19 protein-coding genes are annotated in these 21,009 nt (G+C 64.5%); 4 read left to right on the top strand and 15 right to left on the bottom strand.

Features of this window, described 5'->3' with window-relative positions; translation table 11 throughout:
• Positions 1–36: 36 nt before the first annotated feature.
• The 11 genes from M3465_RS11550 to M3465_RS17200 all read right to left on the bottom strand — a co-directional run bounded on the left by M3465_RS11550 (position 37) and on the right by M3465_RS17200 (position 9,179).
• A complete protein-coding gene (locus tag M3465_RS11550) occupies positions 37–1,146 on the bottom strand; it encodes an alpha-hydroxy acid oxidase (RefSeq protein WP_249501898.1) in 1,110 nt (369 codons plus the stop codon).
• A 1-nt stretch (position 1,147) separates the two neighbouring features.
• Positions 1,148–1,702, bottom strand: a complete 555-nt coding sequence (comE, locus tag M3465_RS11545; protein WP_249501897.1) for a sulfopyruvate decarboxylase subunit beta — start codon at positions 1,700–1,702, stop codon at positions 1,148–1,150.
• A complete protein-coding gene (locus tag M3465_RS11540) occupies positions 1,699–2,205 on the bottom strand; it encodes a sulfopyruvate decarboxylase subunit alpha (RefSeq protein WP_249501896.1) in 507 nt (168 codons plus the stop codon). The genes comE and M3465_RS11540 overlap by 4 nt, the downstream gene beginning before the upstream one ends.
• Positions 2,206–2,245: 40 nt before the next feature.
• On the bottom strand, positions 2,246–2,656 hold the full coding sequence (locus M3465_RS11535; protein WP_249501895.1) for a universal stress protein: 411 nt from the start codon (positions 2,654–2,656) through the stop codon (positions 2,246–2,248).
• A gap of 24 nt (positions 2,657–2,680) precedes the next feature.
• A complete protein-coding gene (locus M3465_RS11530; protein WP_249501894.1) occupies positions 2,681–3,661 on the bottom strand; it encodes an alcohol dehydrogenase catalytic domain-containing protein in 981 nt (326 codons plus the stop codon).
• Positions 3,658–4,419: an SDR family NAD(P)-dependent oxidoreductase gene (locus M3465_RS11525; RefSeq protein WP_249501893.1), complete on the bottom strand. Its 762-nt coding sequence runs from the start codon at positions 4,417–4,419 to the stop codon at positions 3,658–3,660. Before M3465_RS11525 ends, M3465_RS11530 begins: the two co-directional genes overlap by 4 nt.
• Positions 4,412–5,719: a histidinol dehydrogenase gene (gene hisD / locus M3465_RS11520; RefSeq protein ID WP_249501892.1), complete on the bottom strand. Its 1,308-nt coding sequence runs from the start codon at positions 5,717–5,719 to the stop codon at positions 4,412–4,414. The genes M3465_RS11525 and hisD overlap by 8 nt, the downstream gene beginning before the upstream one ends.
• 9 nt (positions 5,720–5,728) lie before the next feature.
• The gene (locus M3465_RS11515; RefSeq protein WP_249501891.1) at positions 5,729–7,054 is read right to left on the bottom strand and encodes a TRAP transporter large permease; all 1,326 of its coding nucleotides are present in this window, start codon (positions 7,052–7,054) and stop codon (positions 5,729–5,731) included.
• Between the two features lie 12 nt (positions 7,055–7,066).
• Complete coding sequence (locus tag M3465_RS11510; RefSeq protein ID WP_249501890.1) at positions 7,067–7,579, bottom strand: TRAP transporter small permease; 513 nt, start codon at positions 7,577–7,579, stop codon at positions 7,067–7,069.
• A 104-nt stretch (positions 7,580–7,683) separates the two neighbouring features.
• A complete protein-coding gene (locus tag M3465_RS11505) occupies positions 7,684–8,832 on the bottom strand; it encodes a TRAP transporter substrate-binding protein (protein WP_249501889.1) in 1,149 nt (382 codons plus the stop codon).
• Between the two features lie 35 nt (positions 8,833–8,867).
• A complete protein-coding gene (locus M3465_RS17200; RefSeq protein ID WP_502846114.1) occupies positions 8,868–9,179 on the bottom strand; it encodes a hypothetical protein in 312 nt (103 codons plus the stop codon).
• Positions 9,180–9,183: 4 nt separating this feature from the next.
• On the opposite strand from M3465_RS17200, the gene M3465_RS11495 reads away from it, so the two are divergent.
• The 3 genes from M3465_RS11495 (at position 9,184) to ftsH (ending at position 13,818) form a co-directional block, all read left to right on the top strand.
• Positions 9,184–10,239 carry a LacI family DNA-binding transcriptional regulator gene (locus M3465_RS11495; protein WP_249502010.1) on the top strand — a complete coding sequence of 352 codons (1,056 nt, stop codon included), beginning with the start codon at positions 9,184–9,186 and terminating at the stop codon, positions 10,237–10,239.
• A gap of 87 nt (positions 10,240–10,326) precedes the next feature.
• The gene (locus M3465_RS11490; RefSeq protein WP_249501888.1) at positions 10,327–11,859 is read left to right on the top strand and encodes a phospholipase D family protein; all 1,533 of its coding nucleotides are present in this window, start codon (positions 10,327–10,329) and stop codon (positions 11,857–11,859) included.
• A 114-nt stretch (positions 11,860–11,973) separates the two neighbouring features.
• Complete coding sequence (gene ftsH / locus M3465_RS11485) at positions 11,974–13,818, top strand: ATP-dependent zinc metalloprotease FtsH (protein ID WP_249501887.1); 1,845 nt, start codon at positions 11,974–11,976, stop codon at positions 13,816–13,818.
• A gap of 21 nt (positions 13,819–13,839) precedes the next feature.
• Here ftsH and M3465_RS11480 read toward each other — a convergent pair whose 3' ends face one another.
• The 4 genes from M3465_RS11480 to M3465_RS11465 all read right to left on the bottom strand — a co-directional run bounded on the left by M3465_RS11480 (position 13,840) and on the right by M3465_RS11465 (position 19,524).
• On the bottom strand, positions 13,840–14,577 hold the full coding sequence (locus M3465_RS11480) for an SDR family NAD(P)-dependent oxidoreductase (protein ID WP_249501886.1): 738 nt from the start codon (positions 14,575–14,577) through the stop codon (positions 13,840–13,842).
• A gap of 90 nt (positions 14,578–14,667) precedes the next feature.
• Complete coding sequence (locus M3465_RS11475) at positions 14,668–15,789, bottom strand: ABC transporter permease (protein WP_249501885.1); 1,122 nt, start codon at positions 15,787–15,789, stop codon at positions 14,668–14,670.
• 3 nt (positions 15,790–15,792) lie between these two features.
• A complete protein-coding gene (rbbA, locus tag M3465_RS11470) occupies positions 15,793–18,513 on the bottom strand; it encodes a ribosome-associated ATPase/putative transporter RbbA (protein ID WP_249501884.1) in 2,721 nt (906 codons plus the stop codon).
• 3 nt (positions 18,514–18,516) lie between these two features.
• A complete protein-coding gene (locus M3465_RS11465; RefSeq protein WP_249501883.1) occupies positions 18,517–19,524 on the bottom strand; it encodes an HlyD family secretion protein in 1,008 nt (335 codons plus the stop codon).
• Between the two features lie 362 nt (positions 19,525–19,886).
• Here M3465_RS11465 and dusA point away from each other — a divergent pair, with 362 nt between their 5' ends.
• Entirely contained in the window at positions 19,887–20,879 is a 993-nt protein-coding gene (gene dusA / locus M3465_RS11460; protein WP_249501882.1) for a tRNA dihydrouridine(20/20a) synthase DusA, read from the top strand.
• The last annotated feature ends 130 nt before the right edge of the window (positions 20,880–21,009 follow it).

The raw sequence follows: 21,009 nt of genomic DNA, 5'->3' as shown, positions 1-21,009 counted from the left end.
CAGCGAGGGAACGGCGGCGCGCGTCGATCCGTTCCGTCACGGATCCGCGACCGAACGGCCGATCTGCGTAATGCCTGTTTGGGCCATCGCGCTCGATAGCTCCTCGGTCAGGATATCCCACATGCGGTGCAGGCCGGGCTCACCTGCGGCTGCGATGGCAAATTGCAGGATGCGGCCGAAGAAGGCGAAATCGGCACCCTGGCACAAGGCTTTCAGCACGTCTTCACCGGAGCGCAGCCCGCTGTCGTAAAAGAGCGGGAAATCGGGGCCGACGGCGGCGCGGATGCGGGGCAGGGCGGTGATCGGGGCGGGCGCGCTTTGCAGTTGCCGCGCGCCGTGGCTGGAGACCTGGATCGCATCGACGCCGGCGGATCGCAGCGCGGCGGCATCCTCGGGGTTCAGCACGCCCTTGACCACCAGCTTGCCGGGCCAAGCCTCGCGCAGGCGCGCCAGCGTGTCCCAAGTGGCGCGGGCACGGCTTTCGGTGCGATCGAAGGTGAACCCGTCCATCTGGAAGTTGGCCATTTGCGGCTTGCCCGCGACAAGCGAGGTCAGCGACCAGCGCGGGTGAAGTGCAAAATCGAGGAACTGGCGCGGACCGATGCGGAAGGGCATCTTGAAACCGTGGCGCAATTCGCGCGGGCGGCGGCCGACCTCCGGCACATCGACGGTGAGGACAAGCGTTTGATATCCCGCCGCGTGCGCGCGCTCCACCAGCTTGAACGTGCCGGTGCCGTCGCCGCTGAAATAGAGCTGGAACCAGGCGTGACCCTCGGCCACCTCGATGATCCGTTCGAGCGGAGTCGAGGCGACGGTGGAGACGCCATGCGGCACACTGTATTTCGCTGCCAGCCGCGCCAGCATCAGATCGGCGCCGGGGGCGGCGAGGTTGCACATGCCCATCGGCGCGATGCCGAAGGGGCGGTCTGCGGTCTGACCGAAGATGCGTGCCGACAGGTCACGCTGGGACACATCGCGCAGGATGCGCGGCTCCAGCGTGACGGCATCCATCGCGGCGCGGTGGCGCGCGGCGCCGCTTTCGTCACCGGCCGCGCCGTCGATGTAATCGAACACCATCCAGGGCAGTCGTTTCTTTGCCAGTCGCCGCGCATCCCCGGCCGAATGGATATGCGCGGCGGCGCTCATGTCAGCTTGCGACCGCTTTCATGAAGCGATCCTTGATGACGACCGGATCCATGGTGATGACCGGCATCTTGGCATTGCCGCTGTCGCATTTTACGACCATGACTGTCGGTTTGCCGCTGTCGATGGCCGCTTGCAGCGCCTCGCCGGTATCCACATCCTGCACTTCGACGACAGTGTCGCAGCCGGCGGCACGGGCCATGCCGGCCAGGTCGGTCTTGCGCCCCGTATAGGTCGGCTGATCGCCGGTGGAGCCGTAGGAGCCGTTGTCGATGATCATCAGGATGTAATTGCCGGGCGCGTTGTTGCCGATGGTGGGCAGCGTGCCGAGATTGGTCAGCACCGAGCCGTCGCCGTCGATCACGATGACCGTCTTGTCCTGCGCCAGCGCCAGCCCCAGCCCGATCGACGAGGCCAGCCCCATCGTGCCCAGCATGTAGAAATTGGTCGGCTGATCGTCGATGGCGTGGAGTTCCTGGCTCGGGATGCCGATATTGCAGACAACGAGCCGGTCGCGCAGGATCGGGGCGATTTCCTTGAGAATTTCAGAACGGATCATTGGTCGCCATAGCCTCCCCAGAAATTGGCGTCGGTGAGGATCGCCACGGGTTTGTTGCACATGAAGGTGTATTTCAGGATCATGTCGAACTCCTCGACATCCGACTGGCGGTGGAAATGATAGGTCGGGATATGCAGCTGGTTCAGCAGCGCCTTGGTATGCACCGCCATCTCCACCTGGCAGGCCACGGGCTCGCGCAGCTCGCCGCGATAGGAAATCAGCATCGGTAGCGGCATGCGGTAGAACTGCGTCAGCGTGGCCAGCGTGTTGATCGTGACCCCGATGGCGGTGTTCTGCATGATGATGGCCGGGCGCTTGCCCCCCATCCACGCCCCCGCGCAAAGCCCCATGCCTTCGTCTTCCTTGTTGGAGGGGATGTGGAAGATGCTGTCATGCCGGTCGATCTCCTCGATCACACCGGCCAGCTGCTTGCAGGGCACGGTGGTCACGAAGGAGATATCGTTGGCGACGAGATCCTCGGTGATCTTCCTGTCGATATTCATTGCATAGGGGCCTTTCCTGGTAGAGAGGGCGAAAAGCAGCTCAGGAGCTGCGGTAGACATGCACGGCGCAGGGCGCGTGGCGCACGACACGGGCGGCGGTGGAGCCGAGCAGGTAATCGCTGAAGCCAGGGCGGTGAGAGCCCATGACGATGCAGTCGATATCGTGATCTTCGGCATATTCGATGATCGAGCGATAGGTGTGGCCGGTGACCATCACGGGCGTCACTCCGTCCAGTCCCGCAGTCTTGTCCCGCAACTCGTCCTTCGCGCGCTCGATTGCGGCGTTGACGGTGGCATCGTCGAGATAGGCGGCAACCGATCCGCGCGGCGCTTCATAGACGTGGAGCGCGACGATCTCGCCCTTGCCGGCGGCGAGGATGCGGGCAATTTCGAGCGTCTTGGGCGAGATGCCGTGATCGAGCGCCATCGGAACGAGGATTTTCTTGTACATTGTGGTCTCCGTTATCGGTCGGTTTCAGGTCCACGGGTCCAGAACGATCTTCGGCGTCGCAACCGCGCCGGCGTGCAGATCGCGGAAGGCCCGCGCCCCTTCCGATAGCGGACGTTGCTCGGTCCAGTCCAGCGGCCCGAGCCGGCCATCGAAGATTGCTTGCGCGGTGTCGCGGAAATCACGGGCGGTGTAGGTATAGGTTCCGATCAGGGTGATCTCCTGCAGCGTCGCGCGGCGTATGTCGAAGCCGGGCGCGTCATCGCCCAGTCCGACATGCGCGATCACGCCGCCCGGACAAACCGAGGCGGAGGCGAGCGCGCGGGTCGCACCGAAGCCGACCGCGTCGATGACGACGGGATAGAGCCCGTCCGGCGTCTCGCGGGCGTCCTGATCGCAGTGCTTTGCGAGAAACGCGCGGCGTGCGTCGTTCGGCTCGATGACAACAACGTCCTCCAGCCCCATCGCCTGAAGCGCCAGCGCGGCGGCAAGTCCGATGGTCCCGCCACCGATCACCAGCGCGCGGCGCTCCATCGTGCCGTGCAGCGCTTCCAGCGCCAGCCGGGCGGCATGCCAGCTGACGGCGAGCGGTTCGGCCAGTGCCGCCTTTTCCAGCGGCACGTCGCCGGGCACATCGACGAGGTTGCGCTCCGGCATGGCGATATATTGCGCGAACGCGCCTGCGCGGGGCGGCATGGAGATGATCTGCCGCTCCGGGCAAAGGTTTTCCCGGCCCGCCTTGCAGGCGGGGCAGGCCATGCAGGTGACAAGCGGATTGACCGTCACGCGCGCGCCGTCCCGCGCGCCGCCGGTGATCGTGCCGGCGGCCTCGTGGCCGAGGATCAGCGGTGCGGGGCGGCGTGGGTCGTGCCCCAGGTAGGCGTGCATGTCCGAGCCGCAGATGCCCACGGCGGCTACCTTGATGAGATGTTCGCCATCCCGAGGCACCGCAGCCGGCACATCGCGGAAGGCCAGCGTTTCGATGCCGTCATAGACCAGAGCCTTCATTTCGCCGTGAACCCCCCATCGACCATCAGGACCTGCCCGGTCACGTAGGAGGACGCCTCCGAGCACAGGAACAGGATCGGCCCGTCCATGTCCTCCATCCTGCCATTGCGACCGATGCAGGTCTGGGCCGCATTGCGCGCCGCACGCTCCTCGTCCCCGAACACCGCCGCCGTCAGTTCGGTCGGGAAAAAGCCCGGCCCGATGGCGTTCGCGGTGATCCCAATGGGCGACCAGGCTTCGGCCATGGCGCGCGTCAGCTGCGCGATGCCGCCTTTCGTTGCGCCATAGGCGATTCCGCCGGGGAAGGCGCGGGTGGTCTGGAGCGAGGCGAAGTTGACGATCCGGCCCCAGCCCTTGCGCTTCATCGCGGGGACCATCGCTTGGCTGAGAAAGAACGGCGCGGTGAGATTGAGCGCGAGCGTCTTGTCCCAGCCTTCCGCCGTCACGTCATCGGCGGTCTCGCGCGTGTTGATCCCGGCGGCGTGGATCAGGATGTCGGGCGCGCCGAACGGGTCGGAAACCTGCGCGACGAGCGCGGCGATATTCGAGCGGTCCGCGACATCCGCCGCGACGCCTGCGGCCGCATCGCCGATCTCGGCGCAAAGCGAATCCAGCGCCTCGGCGCGCCGCGCCACGCCGACCACGTACGCGCCCGCCGCCGCCAGCACGTGCGCCGCGCGGCGCCCGAGGCCGGAGCTTGAGCCGGTGATGCAGGCGACCTTGCCGGTCAGATCGAACAGGGAGAACGGATCACGCATGAGGGGTCAGATCGAAGGTTTCGCCGGGGAAATACTTTGCCAGCCGCACATCTGCGGCGCGGGCATGGCCCTCCATCCCTTCGAGCCGCGAGATCCGGGCGGTGGCGATGGCCACATCCTTCGACGCCTCGCGCGTGCTGCGCTGCCAGGTGACGATCTTCATGTATTTGTGCACGCTCAGCCCGCCGGTATAGCCCGCCGCGCCCGAGGTTGGCAGGACGTGGTTCGTGCCTGACGCCTTGTCGCCATAGGACACGGTCGTTTCCTCACCCAGAAAGAGCGAGCCGTAGCAGGAAAGACGACCAAGCCACCAATCCAGATCACCGGCCTGAACCGTGAGATGCTCCGGGGCATATTCGTCCGAGCAGGCGGCCATCTCCTCGCGGCTGTCGCAAAGGATCACCTCGGCATAGTCGCGCCAGGCGGCGGCGGCGTTGTCGCGGTTCACCTCCGGCAGATCCTCGATCAGCTCGGGCAAGCGGGCCATCACGTCCTCGGCCAGTGTGCGGTCGTCGGTGACGAGCCAGACGGGCGAGTTGTAGCCATGCTCCGCCTGGCTCACGAGATCGGTCGCCACGATATGCGCATCGGCGGTCTTGTCGGCGATGATGAGGCTGTCGGTCGGGCCGGCGATCATGTCGATGCCGACACGCCCGAAGAGGATGCGCTTGGCTTCGGCGACGAACTGGTTGCCGGGGCCGACGAGGATGTTGGCCTTGGGCAGTCCGAAAAGGCCGAAGGTCATCGCGGCCACGCCCTGCACGCCGCCCATCGCCATGATCCGGTCGGCGCCGCAAATATGCGCGGCGTAGACGATGGCGGGCGCGATGCCGGTGCCGGGGCGGGGCGGGGAACAGGCGGTGATGTGCTTGCAACCGGCGACCTTGGCCGTCGTCACCGTCATGATCGCCGAGGCGATATGGCTGTAGCGCCCGCCGGGCACATAGCAGCCCGCCGCCTCCACGGGGATCGCCTTCTGGCCGGCGACGAAACCGGGCAGGATCTCCATCTCGACATCCGCAACGGTGCTTTTCTGCAGCTCGGCAAAGCGTTTGACGTTGTCATGGGCGAAGTCGATATCGGCCTTGAGCTTGTCCGGCACCTGCGCGATGGCGGCGTCGATCTCGTCTTTTGTCAGCAGGACGTTGCCATCATAGCGGTCGAACTTGGCAGCGTATTCCAGCGCCTTTTCGTCGCCGCCCGCTTCGATGTCGTTCAGGATGCCGGTCACGATCCGATGCGTTTCGGTCGCATCGGTGGTCGAGGTCATCGTGGCCTTCTTGAGATATTCACGGGTCATGTCACGGTCCTATCGGTAGATATCTGGGAGAAGCGTCGTCGAAACGGCGGGGACGTAGGCGATGAAGAGAACGACCACGAACATACACAGCACGAACGGTCCCGCCCGCGCCGCGATCTTGAGGATCGACTCGCCCGTGATGCCGGAGACGACGAAGAGATTGAGCCCGAGCGGCGGCGTGATGAAGCCGACGCCGAGGGCGGTTATCATCATGATGCAGAACTGGATCTCGTTCATGCCGATATTTTGCGCCAGCGGATAGAGGATCGGCGCGAGGATCACGATGTTCGGCGTTGTCTCCATCACGCATCCGGCGGCGATCAGGATGCCGATCATCAGCAGGATCAGAACCCACGGCTCGTCGCTAAGGCTGGTGGCGGAGGTCACGAAGCCCTGCGGCACGCCCATGATCGCGAGCGCTTCGGCCAGCGGGGCGGAGAAGGCGATGATCGGCAGGATCACTCCGTTGACCTTTGCAGAGCTGATGAGCATGGAGGGGAAGTCCGCCAGCGTGAGCGTGCGCAGGATGAAGCCCATGAGGATCGTGACGACGACCGCCGTGGCCCCGGCTTCGGTCGGAGTCAGGCGACCCGAAAAGATGCCGTAGAAAATGATGCCCGGCACGATGAACGCATACCAGCCGCTTTTCAGCGCACGGCCCAGATTGCCCGCCCATTCGCCCATCGACAGGTTGCCGCCGCCCTCGTAGCCGTAGATGCGGTTGACGATCAGGTTGGTGATGAGGATCGCGAAGAGAATGCACAGGCCGGGAATGAGCGCGGCCAGAAACAAGGTGGAGGCCGAGATGCCGAGCACGAGACCGATGATGATATAGGCGATGGAGGGCGGAATCAGGATGCCCGTGCAGGCGCCCGCCGCCACCAGCGCGCAGGCATAGGGGCGCGGGTAGCCCGATTCCACCAGCCGCGCGATGGTCATGCGCCCCACCGCCGCCGCGCCGGCCGCGTCGGAGCCCGAGATCGCGGCGAACATGCCGCAGACCAGCACCGTGGCCGAGCCGAACCCGCCCTTGGCGAAATTTGTCAAGGCTTCAGCCACGTCGAGGAACTTGCGGCTGAGCCCGGTGCGCACCAGCACGTCGCCGGTCAGGATGAAGAGCGGCACGGCGGTCAGTGCGAAGGCGTCGATCCCGGTGAAGAGACTCTCGCCCACCGCGCTCAGCGGCAGATCGCCCGACATCACAAGCATTATGATCGCCGCCGCGCCGATCGCCGCCCATACGGGAACCGCCAGCGCGATAAGCGACACGAAAAGGATCACCGGAACGTAGAAATCCCAGCCGAGCTCGACCGTCTGATTGATCTGTTGCCACATTGCCGGGAATCCTCAGTCGAATAGCGTATCGCCTTCGTAGACGTCCGTGCCGTCCCGAAGAGCCTTGAAATCGCGGATGAAGGATTGAATGAGCCGCCACATCATCAGCGCGAAGCCAAGCGGCACCGCCATCAGCGCCCAGGCCTGCGACACGCGCAGCCCCGCCGTGACCGATCCGAAGTTAAGCGAGACATGCACCGTTTCGAGCGACCAGTAGAGCGCGACGATCGCGACGGCGAACATCACGATATCGCCCAGCATGTAGAGCAGCGCCTTCATGCGCCGACCGAGGTAATGCATGATGACATCGATGCGGATATGGGCGCGGTCCTTGACCGCCGCCGAGGCGCCGATCCAAGCCAGATAGATGAACGCATAGCGCACCACCTCTTCGCCCCAGATCGAGGAATAGGAGAACACCTCGCGGCGCAGCACCTCTATGGCCATGGTGATGACGAGCATCACATAGAAGACGAGAAGCATCCAGCGTTCGGCATTGCGGTCTATCAGGCGCAGGGTGTCCATGGGCTCTCCGGCAGGTCACGACGCTGGTATCCGGGCCGCGTTGGCCGGAGCGTCAGGGGGTATCGCATGACAGCGGCGGCGCCACAGGCACCGCCGCCGCGCGTTCACGCGTCGTGGACGTAGTATTGCCCGCGCGTGCCGGCGGCCTCGACCAGCTTGTCGAAGGTCTCCATCGAACCGGCGAGCTCGGTCTTGAAATCGTCCCATTCGGAGCGTTGATAACCGACCGTGTCCTGCCATTCGGCAAGCTGGTCCTCGTTCAGCGAATGGAACTCCACGCCGCTCTTGTTCATCTCGGCCATCGCGTAGGCGCGGGCCGAAGGCACCTTGGCGAGGTTCTGATGGAAGCTCATCTCGGAGGCCCATTCGATCGCCTCCTGCACATCGGCGGGCAGGGTGTTGTACCATTCGATGTTGCAGGCATAGGTCTGGCTGTCCGGCACCGCCTGGGTGAAGGTGACGTGGCTCAGGATGTCCTTGAAGCCGAAGGCATAAAGCGCGCCGACCGCCGGGTCGAGCGCGTCGGCCACGCCCTGCTTGATCGCAGACGGGGTTTCGCCCCAGGCCACGGGCGTCGGATTGGCGCCGCCCATGCGGTAGAATTGCTGTAGCATCTTCGATCCGGGCACGCGGAACTTGATGCCCTGCAGATCGCCCGGCGTCATGATCGGACCGCCGCCGCCCTTGCGCACCGCCATCACGCGCGGATCGATGCAGAAATAGAACATCGGCTTGAAGCCGCGCTGCTCGACCAGCGCATTCACCTCGGACTTCCAGATGTCGGAGGTGACGAGGTTCACGAAGCGCTGATTGGAGCCGCAGAAATACGGCATGTTGATAAGATCGACCGCAGGCGCGAAGGGCGCGAAATTCGACAGCGAGAACTGGCCGGCATTGATCGTGCCGCCCTGCACCTTCTGCGCCAGCGCCGAGCCGGTGCCGAGCTGCCCGCCGGGGGCGAGCTTGACGTAGATCTTGCCGTTCGAGGCGTTTTGCAGGTTTTCCTTCACGTCGAGTTGCATCATCGGATAGCTGCGCGTCGTGCCGATGACATATTCGGTGGCCAGCGTCATGACGTGATCGGCCGCCTTTTCGCGCTCGCGTTCCTCATTGGCGGTTTGCGCCGCCGCTTCGGATGACACCAGCGTACCGGCCGCACCGGCGACGATGGCGGCGGTGAAGCCTCCGGTTGCGGCGATCTTCAGGAAATTGCGGCGCTCTTCAGAGGCCAGTTCGGTCTTTTCGGTGCTCATGTGTTTCCTCCCGTTGACATGGCGCGTGACGTGGCTCAGCCGTTTTTTCTGTTTTCCCGGTCGGCTTCCCGTTTCAGGATCGCCACCACGAAGAATATCGATGCGGCGAGCAGAACCAGCATTTCCCCCAAATCGCCGATGAACGTGGTTCCGGTGAAGGCGCCCATCGCGACATTCGCGAAGAACACCGCGAAGGTCAGAATGGCGGCGATCAGGAACATCGGCATCTCTCCCTTGGGAATCGGCTCTGGGAATGGAGTGTAAGCGCTTGCAAATTTAATGCAAGCGCTTACATTGAGACAAGCCCGCATTGTCGGGTATCCGCCCTTGCAGGAGGTCACCGCCATGACAATGCCGGATTTGCCGCGCGGCGCGCCGACACTGAGCGATGTGGCGCGGGCAGCGGGGGTCTCCACGGCGACGGTGTCGCGCTGTCTCAACGCGCCCGAGCGCGTGGTGGAAAAGACCCGCATCCGCGTTCTGCGCGCTGTCGAGGAGCTGGGCTATGTTCCGAATTTCTCGGCCCGCGCGATGGCGGCGCGGCGGTCCTTCACGATCGGCGCGATCATCCCGACGATGGAGAACGCGATCTTCGCGCGCTGCCTGCAGGCGTTTCAGGAGGGGTTGCACGCCCATGGCTACACTTTGCTGCTTGCCAGCAGTGCCTATCGCCCGGATCTGGAGGCCGAACAGATCAAGGCGCTGGTCGCGCGCGGGGTCGATGGACTTTTGCTGATCGGCTACGAGCGCGATGACGCGATCTACGATTATCTCGAACGGCGCAGCGTGCCGACGATGCTCGCCTGGGCCTATTCGCCGGAGCGCCCGCATGCCTCGGTCGGGTTCGACAACCGCGCGGCGATGCGCGCATTGACCGAAAAGGTGCTCTCATTCGGCCATCGGCGCATTGCGCTGATCTCTGGCATCATCGCTGGCAATGACCGCGCGGCGGGGCGGCTTGTCGGGATGCGCGATGCGCTCCGGGCGCATGGGCGCGATCCCGCCGATCTGACAGTGATCGAGGCGCCCTACGAGATCGAGGCGGGCGGCGCTGCCTTTGCCGAGCTGATGCGATCCGGCGCGCCGCCAAGCGCGGTGATGTGCGGCAATGACGTGCTGGCGGTCGGCGCGCTCACCCGCGCGAAGGCACTGGGGATCGAGGTTCCGGGCAATGTCTCGATCACGGGCTTCGACGATATCGAACTTGCCGGCATTGCGGAGCCCGGACTGACCACCGTGCACGTCCCGCATCGCGAAATGGGCGCCGAGGCAGCCGAAGCGCTGATCGGCATGATCGAGGGGCGCCATGCCGGCCGGCCGCACCGGCTCGACGTGACGATCACGCTGCGCGACTCGCTCGGCCCCGCTCCGGCGGGCGAATGGTGCAGGCGCTTCGATGAAGGTTAATGACGCTTTCCGCCTGATCGGATAACCTGCAGGCCGCAACGCGCATTGCGGATGCAACCTTCTGACAACCGAAAGACATTTTACCTTATGACAATATTGAAGATCGGTCTTTGGATCATTGGCGGTCTCCTTCTCGCGATCCTGCTCGCACGGGCGCTGTTTGCGCTGCCGGACCCGGAAAACCGTATCGATAGCCGCGCTTTGCCTGCGGACGAGAGCACCGCGCTTGCGGGCGCCGTCAGCCGCCTGCACGCCGCCCATCCGGGACAGACCGGCATCGCACCGCTCGGCACCGGGGCGGAGGCCTTTGCCGCGCGGATGATCCTCGCCGATGCCGCCGAGACATCCATCGATGCGCAGTATTACATCTGGCACCACGACCTAACCGGTATGTTGCTTCTCGACGCGCTTCGCCGCGCGGCGGAACGCGGTGTGCGGGTGCGCCTTTTGGTGGATGACAATGGAACCTCCGGGCTGGACCCGGAACTCGCGAGCCTGAACGCTCATCCCAATGTGGAGGTGCGGATCTACAATCCCTTCAACCTGCGCCGATTCAAGATGCTGTCCTACGGGTTCGATTTCTTCCGGCTGAACCGAAGGATGCACAATAAATCCTTCACCGTCGACGGCGCAGCGACGATCCTTGGCGGGCGCAATATCGGGGACGAGTATTTCGACACCGGACCGACGGCGCTTTACGTCGATCTCGACGTTCTAGCGGTGGGCGAGGTCGTCCCGGAGGTTGCTGCCGATTTCGACCGCTATTGGGCCGCGCCTTCGGTCTACCCCGCGGGACCGATCGTCGGGCCGGTGCCTTCGGGCGATCCTATCGGCGACCGGCTGCAGCGATTGCGGCGCGATCCGCAGGCCGAGGAATATCGCGAGATCGTCGAACAATCGCAGATCGTCGCCGAACTTGCCACAGGCACCTTCGATCTGGAATGGACGGGCGCGGTGCTGGTCAGCGACGATCCGGCAAAGGGGCAGGGCGCCGTTCCGCGCAATGATCTTCTGGCGGCGCGGCTGACCGAGGCCGTCGGGGAAATCGAGGAACGTTTCGACGGCATCTCGCCCTATTTCGTGCCCGGTGCCGCGGGAACCGAAGCCTTTGCTGAACTGGAGGCCCGCGGGGTGCAGGTGCGGATACTCACCAATGCGCTGGAGGCGACGGACGTGTTCCCGGTCCATGCCGGTTACGCAAAACGCCGCCGCGATCTGTTGCAGGCCGGCGTCGGGATTTTCGAGCTGCGCCGACGCGCCACCATCCGCACCCCGCGCGGGGATGCGGGGCCGTTCGGTTCATCGGGATCGAGCCTGCACGCCAAGACCTTCGCGGTGGACGGCGCGCGGATCTTCGTCGGATCGTTCAATTTCGATCCCAGATCGACCAGCCTGAATACCGAGATGGGGCTTTTGATCGACAGCCCGTCCATGGCGATGCGGATGCATGACGCCTTCGATGACGGCTTCGAGGGGGTCGCCTGGCGCGTTTCCCTTCAGGATGGCGATCTGACCTGGACCAGCGGCGAAGAGGTCACGCACCGCGAGCCGGGATCGAATATGCTCAAGTCCGTCGGTCTGACGGTGATCGGCTGGTTGCCCGTGGAATGGCTGCTCTGACGGCGGCTTTCGGGCAACGCATCATGCGTCCGGCTCTTTGCCGCCGGTTAATGCGCCGGGTCACGCTTTGCTCCACCTGTCGGATTGGCATGGCTGCGGGCAAGGAGCGGGACGGTGAGAAAAGAAACTCAAATCAGCATCTGGTATGTCTTTTTCGCCATCCTCGCGGTCGTGTTCATCCGCGATCTCTGGGTGCAGAGCCAGACCATCGAGGCGATTCCCTACAGCCAGTTCGAAAGCTATGTGGACAAGGGCGTCGTCGATGAGATCACCATCGGCAGCACGCGGATCACCGGCAGCTTCACGGAAGCGCAGGACGGCAAGACCGGGTTCGTCACCACGCCCGTCGCGCCCGATCTGGCAGAACGGCTGGATGGCACCGGCGTGACCTATACCGGCGCGGTCGAAAACACCTGGTTCACGACGCTTCTGTCCTGGGTTCTGCCGGCGCTGGTTTTCGTCGGCATCTGGATCTTCGCGCTGCGCCGGCTGGGCCGCTCGCAGGGCATGGGCGGGCTCATGTCTGTCGGCAAGAGCAAGGCCAAGATCTATGTCGAAACGGACACCAAGGTCACGTTCGACAACGTGGCTGGAGTGGACGAGGCCAAGACCGAATTGCAGGAGGTCATCGACTTTCTGAAGAACCCTAAAGAATATGGCAGCCTCGGCGCGCGGATGCCCAAGGGCATTCTGCTGGTCGGCCCACCGGGGACGGGCAAGACGCTGCTGGCCCGCGCTGTTGCCGGCGAGGCGGGGGTGCCGTTCTTTTCGATCTCGGGCTCCGAATTCGTCGAGATGTTCGTGGGCGTCGGTGCGGCCCGCGTGCGCGACCTTTTCGAGCAGGCGAGACAGGCCGCGCCCGCGATCATCTTCATCGACGAGCTGGACGCTCTGGGCCGCGCGCGGGGCGCTGGCCAGATGCAGGGCGGCAATGACGAGCGCGAACAGACGCTGAACCAGCTTCTGTCCGAACTCGACGGGTTCGACCCGTCCGAAGGCGTGGTGCTGCTCTCGGCCACCAACCGGCCCGAGATCCTCGATCCCGCGCTGTTGCGCGCGGGGCGGTTCGACCGGCAGGTGCTGGTGGACCGGCCCGACCGCAAGGGGCGGGCGCAGATTCTCAAGGTGCATATGCAGAAGATCGTGCTGGCACCCGATATCGAACTGGACGACATCGCCGCTCTGACCACCGGATTTTCCGGTGCCGATCTGGCGAACCTCGTCAACGAGGCAGCTTTGCTGGCAACACGCAGGCGCGGCGACGCGGTGCGCATGGCCGATTTCACCCGCGCCATCGAACGCATCGTCGCGGGGCTGGAGAAACGCAACCGGCTCATCAACCCGCGCGAGCGGCGCATCGTGGCCTATCACGAGATGGGCCATGCGCTTGTCTCGATGGCGCTGCCGGGGGTGGATACGGTGCACAAGGTTTCGATCATCCCGCGCGGGATCGGTGCTCTTGGCTACACCATCCAGCGCCCGACCGAGGACCGCTTTCTGATGACCGAAGCGGAACTGCGCGACAAGATCGCCGTTCTGATGGGCGGACGCGCGGCGGAGAAGCTGATCTTCGATCACCTCTCGACCGGGGCTGCCGACGATCTCGCCAAGGCGACCGATATCGCCCGGTCGATGGTGGCGCGCTACGGCATGGATGCGGGGCTCGGAAATGTCAGCTACGAGGCCGAGCGGACGCGATTTCTCGACAACCGCGCGCCGAGCTATATCGAGCGCAGCTATTCCGAGGCGACGGCGGAGGCGATGGACGTGGCCGTGCGCGGCGTTCTGGACGAGGTCTTCGCGCAGGCGCTGGAGATCCTCACTCGCAACCGCGATATCCTCGACCGTGCGGCGGAGCATCTGCTGGAGGTCGAGACACTGGACGAAAACACCCTGCGCGATCTGGCGCAGGACCTGCGCCGCGACAGCGCGGGGAAGGCGCGGGTGGCCAGCGCATAGACGCCGGCCGCCGCGTGAGCGTCAGCGCAGCATGATCGTGCCGCCATCGGCCATGACGGTCTGGCCTGTCATGTAGCGGCTTTCCTCGCTCAGCAGGAAGGCGACGACCGGTGCCACGTCCTTCTGGGGATCGCCGAAACGGCCAAGCGGGATTTTCGCGGCAACCTCGTCATATTGATCGCCATGCGCCTCTTTCCATTTTGCCACGCCCTCGGTGAGGGCGAGTGGACAGACGATGTTGACGCGGATGCCGTCCTCGGCCCATTCATGCGCGGCGACCCGGCTCAGCCCGCGAATGGCCTCTTTCGCAGCGGCGTAGCTGGCCTGTTTCCTCTGCCCCTCAAGCGCCGCGCCCGAGCCGAAATTGACGATGGCACCGCCCGTTCCGGCAAGCGCGTCATGGGCGGCGAGCATGAAGTTCAGCGTACCCTGAAAGCCGGTTCCCATGGAGAGATCCCAATCTTCCGGCGTATGCTCCAGCAGCGGTTTTTGCCGCGAGGCATGGGCGTTGTTGACAAGCCCCGTCAGCTTGCCGAAGCGCGACAGGGCAAGATCGACGGCCTGCTTTGCGGTTTCGGATTTCGAAATATCGCCCTGCAGAAACGCGATGCGGCCCGAACTGTCTTCGGCGAGCGCTTGGCCCGCTTCCTCGTTCAGATCGACGGCCACGACGCTGGCGCCCCGCTGCGCCAGCTCCGACGTGATCGCGCCGCCGATCCCGGCCGCGCCGCCCGTGACGATGATGACTTGCTCTTCCATGTGATCTGTCCTTTGCATGCCTTGGGTTTGCGCCAACCCTAGCGCGGATCGGTCCGCCCGCATTGACGGCGATCAACGCGGGCGGGTCGATCACCCGCTTGCGACCGACCGGCGAAAGAGCAGCAGACTGGCGACAAGCACCCCCGCACCCAGCAGGAAGGTCCAGAGGAATTCCGGCCAGACGATGCTGAAATCCGCGCCGCGGAAGCTGATGGCGACGGCGAATTCCATGAAATGCCGCGAGGGCAGCAGCCACGTGATCGGTTGCAGCCAGAGCGGCTGGCTTTCGATCGGTGTCATACCGCCCGACAGGATCATGATCGGCGTGATCGTCAGGATCAGCAGCAGCGCGAATTGCGCCATGCTGCGTGCCAGTATGCCGAGCAGCACGCCGATGGAGGCGGCGGCGAAGAGGTAGACCGCCGTGCCGAGCAGCAACAGCCCTTCGGAGCCCGCGAAGGGCACGTCCAGAAACCCCTCGACCATGACGAAAAGCGCGAAGGTGAAACCGGCGAAAACCACAGCGCTGTTCGCGACGATCTTGGCCAGCGCGATCTCCGTGGCGCTCAGCGGCATGACCATGAGATGCTCGATCGTGCCGTGTTCCCGCTCGCGGATCAGCGACGCGCCGGTCAGAACGATGGTCAGGATCGACAGCTGGTTCAGCAGCGCGGCGACCGACCGCAGCCAGAGCGTTTCTCCCGCCGGATTGAAGGAGCGTCGCAGCACCAGATCGATTGGCGAGGCGGGCCGGGCGTTCTGGTCGGCAGCGAAACGGGCGATCTCCTCGTTGAAGGTGGCGGTCAGGTAGCCGGTGCCGACGGCGGCGGCCATTGTCTTGGTCGCGTCGATATTGAGCTGCAGCGAAGGCGTGCGCCCGGCGCGCACATCGGCCTCGAACCCGGCGGGGATCACCACGACGAAGATCGTTTCGCCCCAATCCATCATGCGGTCGATCTCGCCGGCCCGCGCTTCGCCCGGCGGCAGGTAACGCGGTGGCAGCAGCGCGTTCTGTAGCGCGCGGCTGAGCGCGGAGCGGTCCTCGTCGACGAAGGTGACGGCCGCATTGTTGAGCGGCCCGCCGGCGCCGGAGCTTTCGATATACATGCTCGGCCCGAAGGAATAGATCACCAGCAAAAGCAGGATCGCCTCGCGCCAGAGCGTTCGGAATTCCTTGCCGATGAGCCAGAGAACGTTCCTGATCCGCCGCATTTCCTAGGCCTCCTGCTTGCGCATGAAGAGCACCGCAATGGTGACGAAGACCGGGGCAAAGGGCAGGATCAACAGGATGTTCGGGCCGAGCTGTTCGAACCCGAGCCCCTTGTTGAACACGCCCACGCTCATCTGCATGAAATAATTGGTCGGCCAGAGCTGCCCGAGGATGCGCCCCGCGCCTTCGAGCGTCGAGACAGGCTGCATAAGGCCCGAGAACTGCACCGTCGGCATCATGGCGACAACCACGGTTGCGAACACCGCCGCGACCTGCGTGCGCATGAAGACCGCAACCATCATGCCAAGCCCGGTGGAGGCCGCCACATAGGCGGCCGATCCCAGCGCCAGCGCGACGGCCGACCCCTTGAGCGGCACGTCGAAAAGAAAGACCGCCATCGCCGTCAGGATCACCCAGTTGAGCACGCCCAGCCCGATATAGGGCAGTTGCTTGCCCAGCAGGTATTCGAGCTTGCTCGTTGGCGTAACATAAAAATTGGTGATCGTGCCGATTTCGTATTCGCGGCTGATGCTCACCGCCATGAGGATCGCGGGAAAGAGCATGAGCAGGATCGCCGGCACCGAAGCGGCCATTGCCGGCAGGGATTCGAAACCCGGATTGTAGCGATAGCGCGGCTCGATATCGACGGCGGGCTGCAACATTCCCGAAAGCCCGGCCTCCTGCGCGCGGGTTGCCAGAAAGCTGGCATGTGCGCCTTGCACATAGCCTTCGATGGTCGAGGCGCGGATCGTGTTGGCGCCGTCGATCCACGCCGCCACGCTTGTCTGGGACAGGGTGGCGACGGCGCGGCCGAAGCCTGCGGGGATCTCGATGGCAAGCGCTATTTCCCCCGCAACCAGACGGCGCTGCAACTCGTCCTCGCTATAGACCTCCGGCGCTTCGTCGAAATATTGCGAGCCCCGGAAATTCGCCAGATAGGCGCGGCTTTCCGGTGTGCGGTCCTGATCGTAGGCGGCGAAGGTCAACCCGGTCACATCCGTTGAGATGCCATAGGCGAAAAGCAGCATCAGCAGCATCGTGCCCAGCAGCCCGAAGGCCAGTCGGACCGGATCGCGGATGACCTCCAGCGTCTCGCGCCGGCTGACCGCGAAAAGCCGCATCATCCGGGCGCCGCGCGAGCGCGATGCGCTCTCCGGCGCAATTGCCTTGAGCTTTTCAGGGGCGGTGTCGGGGCCGTCCATCGCATCGGTGATATAGTCGATGAATGTCTCGTTCAGCGTTCCCGACGCGCTTTGCGCCGCGAGGTTTTCCGGCGTGTCGTAGACCAGCACTTCGCCTGCATGCATCAGGCTGATGCGGTCGCAGCGCATGCCTTCATTCATGAAATGCGTCGAGATGAAGATCGTCACCCCGTCATCGCGCGACAGACCTGCGAGAAGATCGAAAAACTCGTCTCGCGCGACGGGGTCGACGCCCGATGTCGGCTCATCAAGGATGAGAATGTCGGGCCTGTGGATGATCGCGCATCCGAGCGACAGGCGCTGTTTCTGGCCCAGTGGCAGATCCCCGGCGAAGGTAGACCCGTAGCGGTCGAGTCCGAGATCGGACAGAAGCGCGTCGATGCGCGGTTCGATTTCGCCTTTCGGCAGATCGAAGAGACGGGCGTGAAGCCTGAGGTTCTGCCGCACCGTCAATTCGCCATAGAGCGAGAAAAGCTGCGACATGTAGCCGACGCGCATCCGCGTTTCGATGTTCGACGCGTCGACCTTCTTGCCGAAGAGCCATGCCTCGCCCTCGGTGGCGGGTAGCAGCCCGGTGAGCATCTTCATCACGGTGGTCTTGCCCGACCCGTTGGAGCCCAGAAAGCCGAAGATCTCGCCGCGGCGGATCTCGAAACTGACGTCTTTCGCAGCGGTGAAATCGCCGAAGCGCTTGGTCAGCCCCTTTGCGACGATGGCGTGATCCTCGCCGGTGTCTTCCAGCGGGACCATGTCGGACGGCGCGCTCTGTCGACGTTTTGCCTCGGGCAGGAGCGCGATGAAGGCCTCCTCCAAAGTCGTGGCCCCGGCCCGGCGGCGCATCTCGGACGGGCTGGCGGTCGCGAGGATCGCCCCGTCATTCATCGCGGCGAGCCAGTCGAAACGCTCGGCCTCCTCCATATAGGCCGTGGCCACCAGCACGCTCATGCCGGGCCGGTCCGCGCGGATATCGTCGATCAGATCCCAGAACTGTTCGCGCGCCAGCGGATCGACCCCTGTTGTCGGCTCGTCGAGGATCAGGAAATCGGGATCGTGGATCAGCGCGCAGCACAGGCCCAGCTTCTGCTTCATTCCGCCCGAGAGCTTTCCGGCCGGGCGGTCCAGAAACGGATCGAGCCCGGTTGCCTTTGTCAGTCGGTCGATGCGCTGCCGCCTTTCATCGGTCCCGTGGCCGAACAGCCGACCGAAGAAATCGAGGTTCTCCTGAACACTCAGCTCCTGATAAAGGTTCTTGCCCAGTCCCTGCGGCATATAGGCGATGCGGTCGAACACCGCTTCGCGATGCCCGGCGTCGGCCATATCGCCGCCCAGCACGGTCACGCTGCCCGACTGGATCCGACGCACGCCGGCTAAGAGCGACAACAGGGTCGATTTGCCCACGCCATCCGGCCCGATCAGCCCCAGCATCCGCCCGGCGGGCAAGTCGAGGGTCACATCATCGACCGCCGGTTCCGCGCCATAGCGATGGGTTAGCGCCCGAACGCGGGCGATACATTCGGCGGGCATGGCTCAATGATCCGGCAGGGCGTCGGCCGGGATCGGCTCGCCGACGAAGGCGGCCGGCCACGGCGTTCCCCCGGCGCCGGCCAGCCGGATATAGGCGACACCCCGCACACCGGTCTTGACCTGTTCGATATAGGCCTCGACCAGTTCTTCGGGCAGGCGCACCTTGACGCGGAACATCAGCTTTTCGCGTTCTTTCGCGGTCTCGACCTGTTTCGGCGTGAACTGCGCCTCGGGCGATACGAAGCTGACATAGGCGGGGATCGCGTAGGGGATGCTGTCGATCCGAATCCGCGCCTCAGCGCCGAGCCCGGTGCGCAGCGCTTCGTCGGCGGGCAGGAAAATCTCCATGTAGACCTGGCTGAGATCGAGCAGCGTGATGATCTTGCCGCCGCCGCCCAACACTTCTCCGGGTTGCGCGAGCCGGTAGAGGATGCGCCCCAGGACCGGTGCCGTCAGCGTCGCATCGGCAATCTGCGTTTCATAAAGCGCAACCAGCGCGTTTGCTGCCTCGACGCGGCGTTCGGCCGTGGTCAGGCTGGCCTGCGCGGCATGCAGGGCGGCTTCGGCGCTTTTGAGCCGGGTCATTTGCTGATCGGCCAGAACCTGTGGATTGACCCCCCGGTCAACCAGCGTGCTGGCGCGGCCGAAATCGTCCTCGGCCATGTTCACCTCGGCGCGGCGCTGTTCGATCAGCGCGCGCACCTCGTCGACCTGACTTGCCGCGCTCGCCGCATCGGCCTTGCCGCGCGCAAGCTGCGCCTCCAGTTCGCGTGTATCCATGATCGCCAGCACATCGCCGGCCTCCACGAGTTCGCCCTCGTTGACGAGTATCCGCGCGACGCGCCCCGGTGACTTTGTGGCAATATCGATCTGATCGGCTTCGAGACGTCCGTTACCGGTGGCGAAGCCGTCCGGCAGGCCGTCATTCGTCCGATCCCAGAGATACCAGCCAATTGCGGCAAGCGCCGCTATGATGATGATCGCGGCGACCACGGGGCGAAGAAATTTCATAGGATCGATCCAGTCAGTTGAACGCTGCGGCGTGCGACCATGCGCCAGGCTTGTCGGGCGGCAGTGCCCTGAACGGGTAAGCCGCCCTGCAATCTTGCTATATTTCCCGGCGCCGCGCCTTAACCCGTATCAAACCCTGGCGGAACGACGGCACGATCCCGCGTCGCGGGCCAGAGGTCTTCCTGCGACATAAGATGCGCGGACAACCTCAAAAGGATCAGCGCGGTCGCCGTCAAAAGCGCGGAGACGCTTGGCGACCAAGGCCATTTTCCTGTGCCACTCTCATGTGTCATAAGTCGGCAACGCGCGAAAACGATGCGCAGCCATCAAGCCACCCCGCTGGCGACAGTTTGAAGATACGAATGAAGCAGACATCTCAAAGCTCAAGACTATCCATTGCGCCCATGATGGATTGGACCGACCGGCATTGCCGCTACTTCCATCGTCAGATCAGCCGGCATGCGCTGCTCTACACCGAGATGGTGACCGCGCCGGCTTTGGTGCGGGGCGGGGCGGTGCATTTGCTTGCGTTCGATGCGTCCGAGCATCCGGTGGCGCTGCAGCTCGGCGGATCGGATCCGGCCGAGTTGGCTGAGGCCGCGCGGATGGGGGCGGATGCGGGCTATGACGAGATCAATCTCAATGTCGGCTGTCCGTCCGATCGCGTGCAATCTGGCACGTTCGGCGCGGTTCTCATGAAAACGCCGGATCTCGTGGCCGATTGCGTGCAAGCGATGAAGCGGGCGGTTTCGGTTCCGGTCACGGTGAAATGCCGCATCGGGGTGGACGATCAGGATCCCGAAACGGTGCTGCCGGAGTTCATCGGCCGCGTGAAGGATGCCGGTTGCGATTACCTGATCGTTCATGCGCGCAAGGCTTGGCTCAAGGGGCTTTCGCCGAAGGAGAACCGCGATGTCCCGCCGCTCGATTACGATCTGGTCGTGCGGATGAAGGAGCGGTTTCCTGACATGCCGATTTCCGTGAATGGCGGAATCGAGAGCCTTGATGCGGCGGAGGCGCTGATCGCGCGCGGGCTCGACGGGGCGATGATCGGACGGGCGGCCTATCACCGGCCCTGGGATGTGCTGTCCGGGGTCGATGCGCGCCTTTTCGGCGCTCCGGCAGGCACCACCCGCGAGGATGTGATCCGCGCCATGCGCCCCTATATAGATGCGCATCTGGCGAACGGCGGCAAGCTGCATCAGGTCACGCGGCACATGCTGGGCCTTTTTGCCGGCCAGCCCGGCGCGCGGCTCTGGCGGCGGGTCCTGTCGGAGCAGGCCAATTTGCCCGGCCAGACCAGCGCGCTGCTGGACGAAGCGCTTGACCGGATGCGCAGGCTCGATACTGTCTGACAGGCGTGCCCGAGCGCGCCGGGCGGGCGCGTCGGCTGCGATTCTGTTGCGGCGAAAATAAGGCAGCGTCACAATCCCGATGCGGAATGGCGACAATACCGGCGGACCTTGTGGAACTGTTTTTGATCGC

Origin of the sequence: Marivita sp. GX14005, from assembly GCF_023370775.1 — a bacterium.
Taxonomy (GTDB): Bacteria; Pseudomonadota; Alphaproteobacteria; order Rhodobacterales; family Rhodobacteraceae; genus Marivita.
Note: the sequence above shows the minus strand (reverse complement) of the source record. Positions and strands in the feature narration are given on the sequence as shown.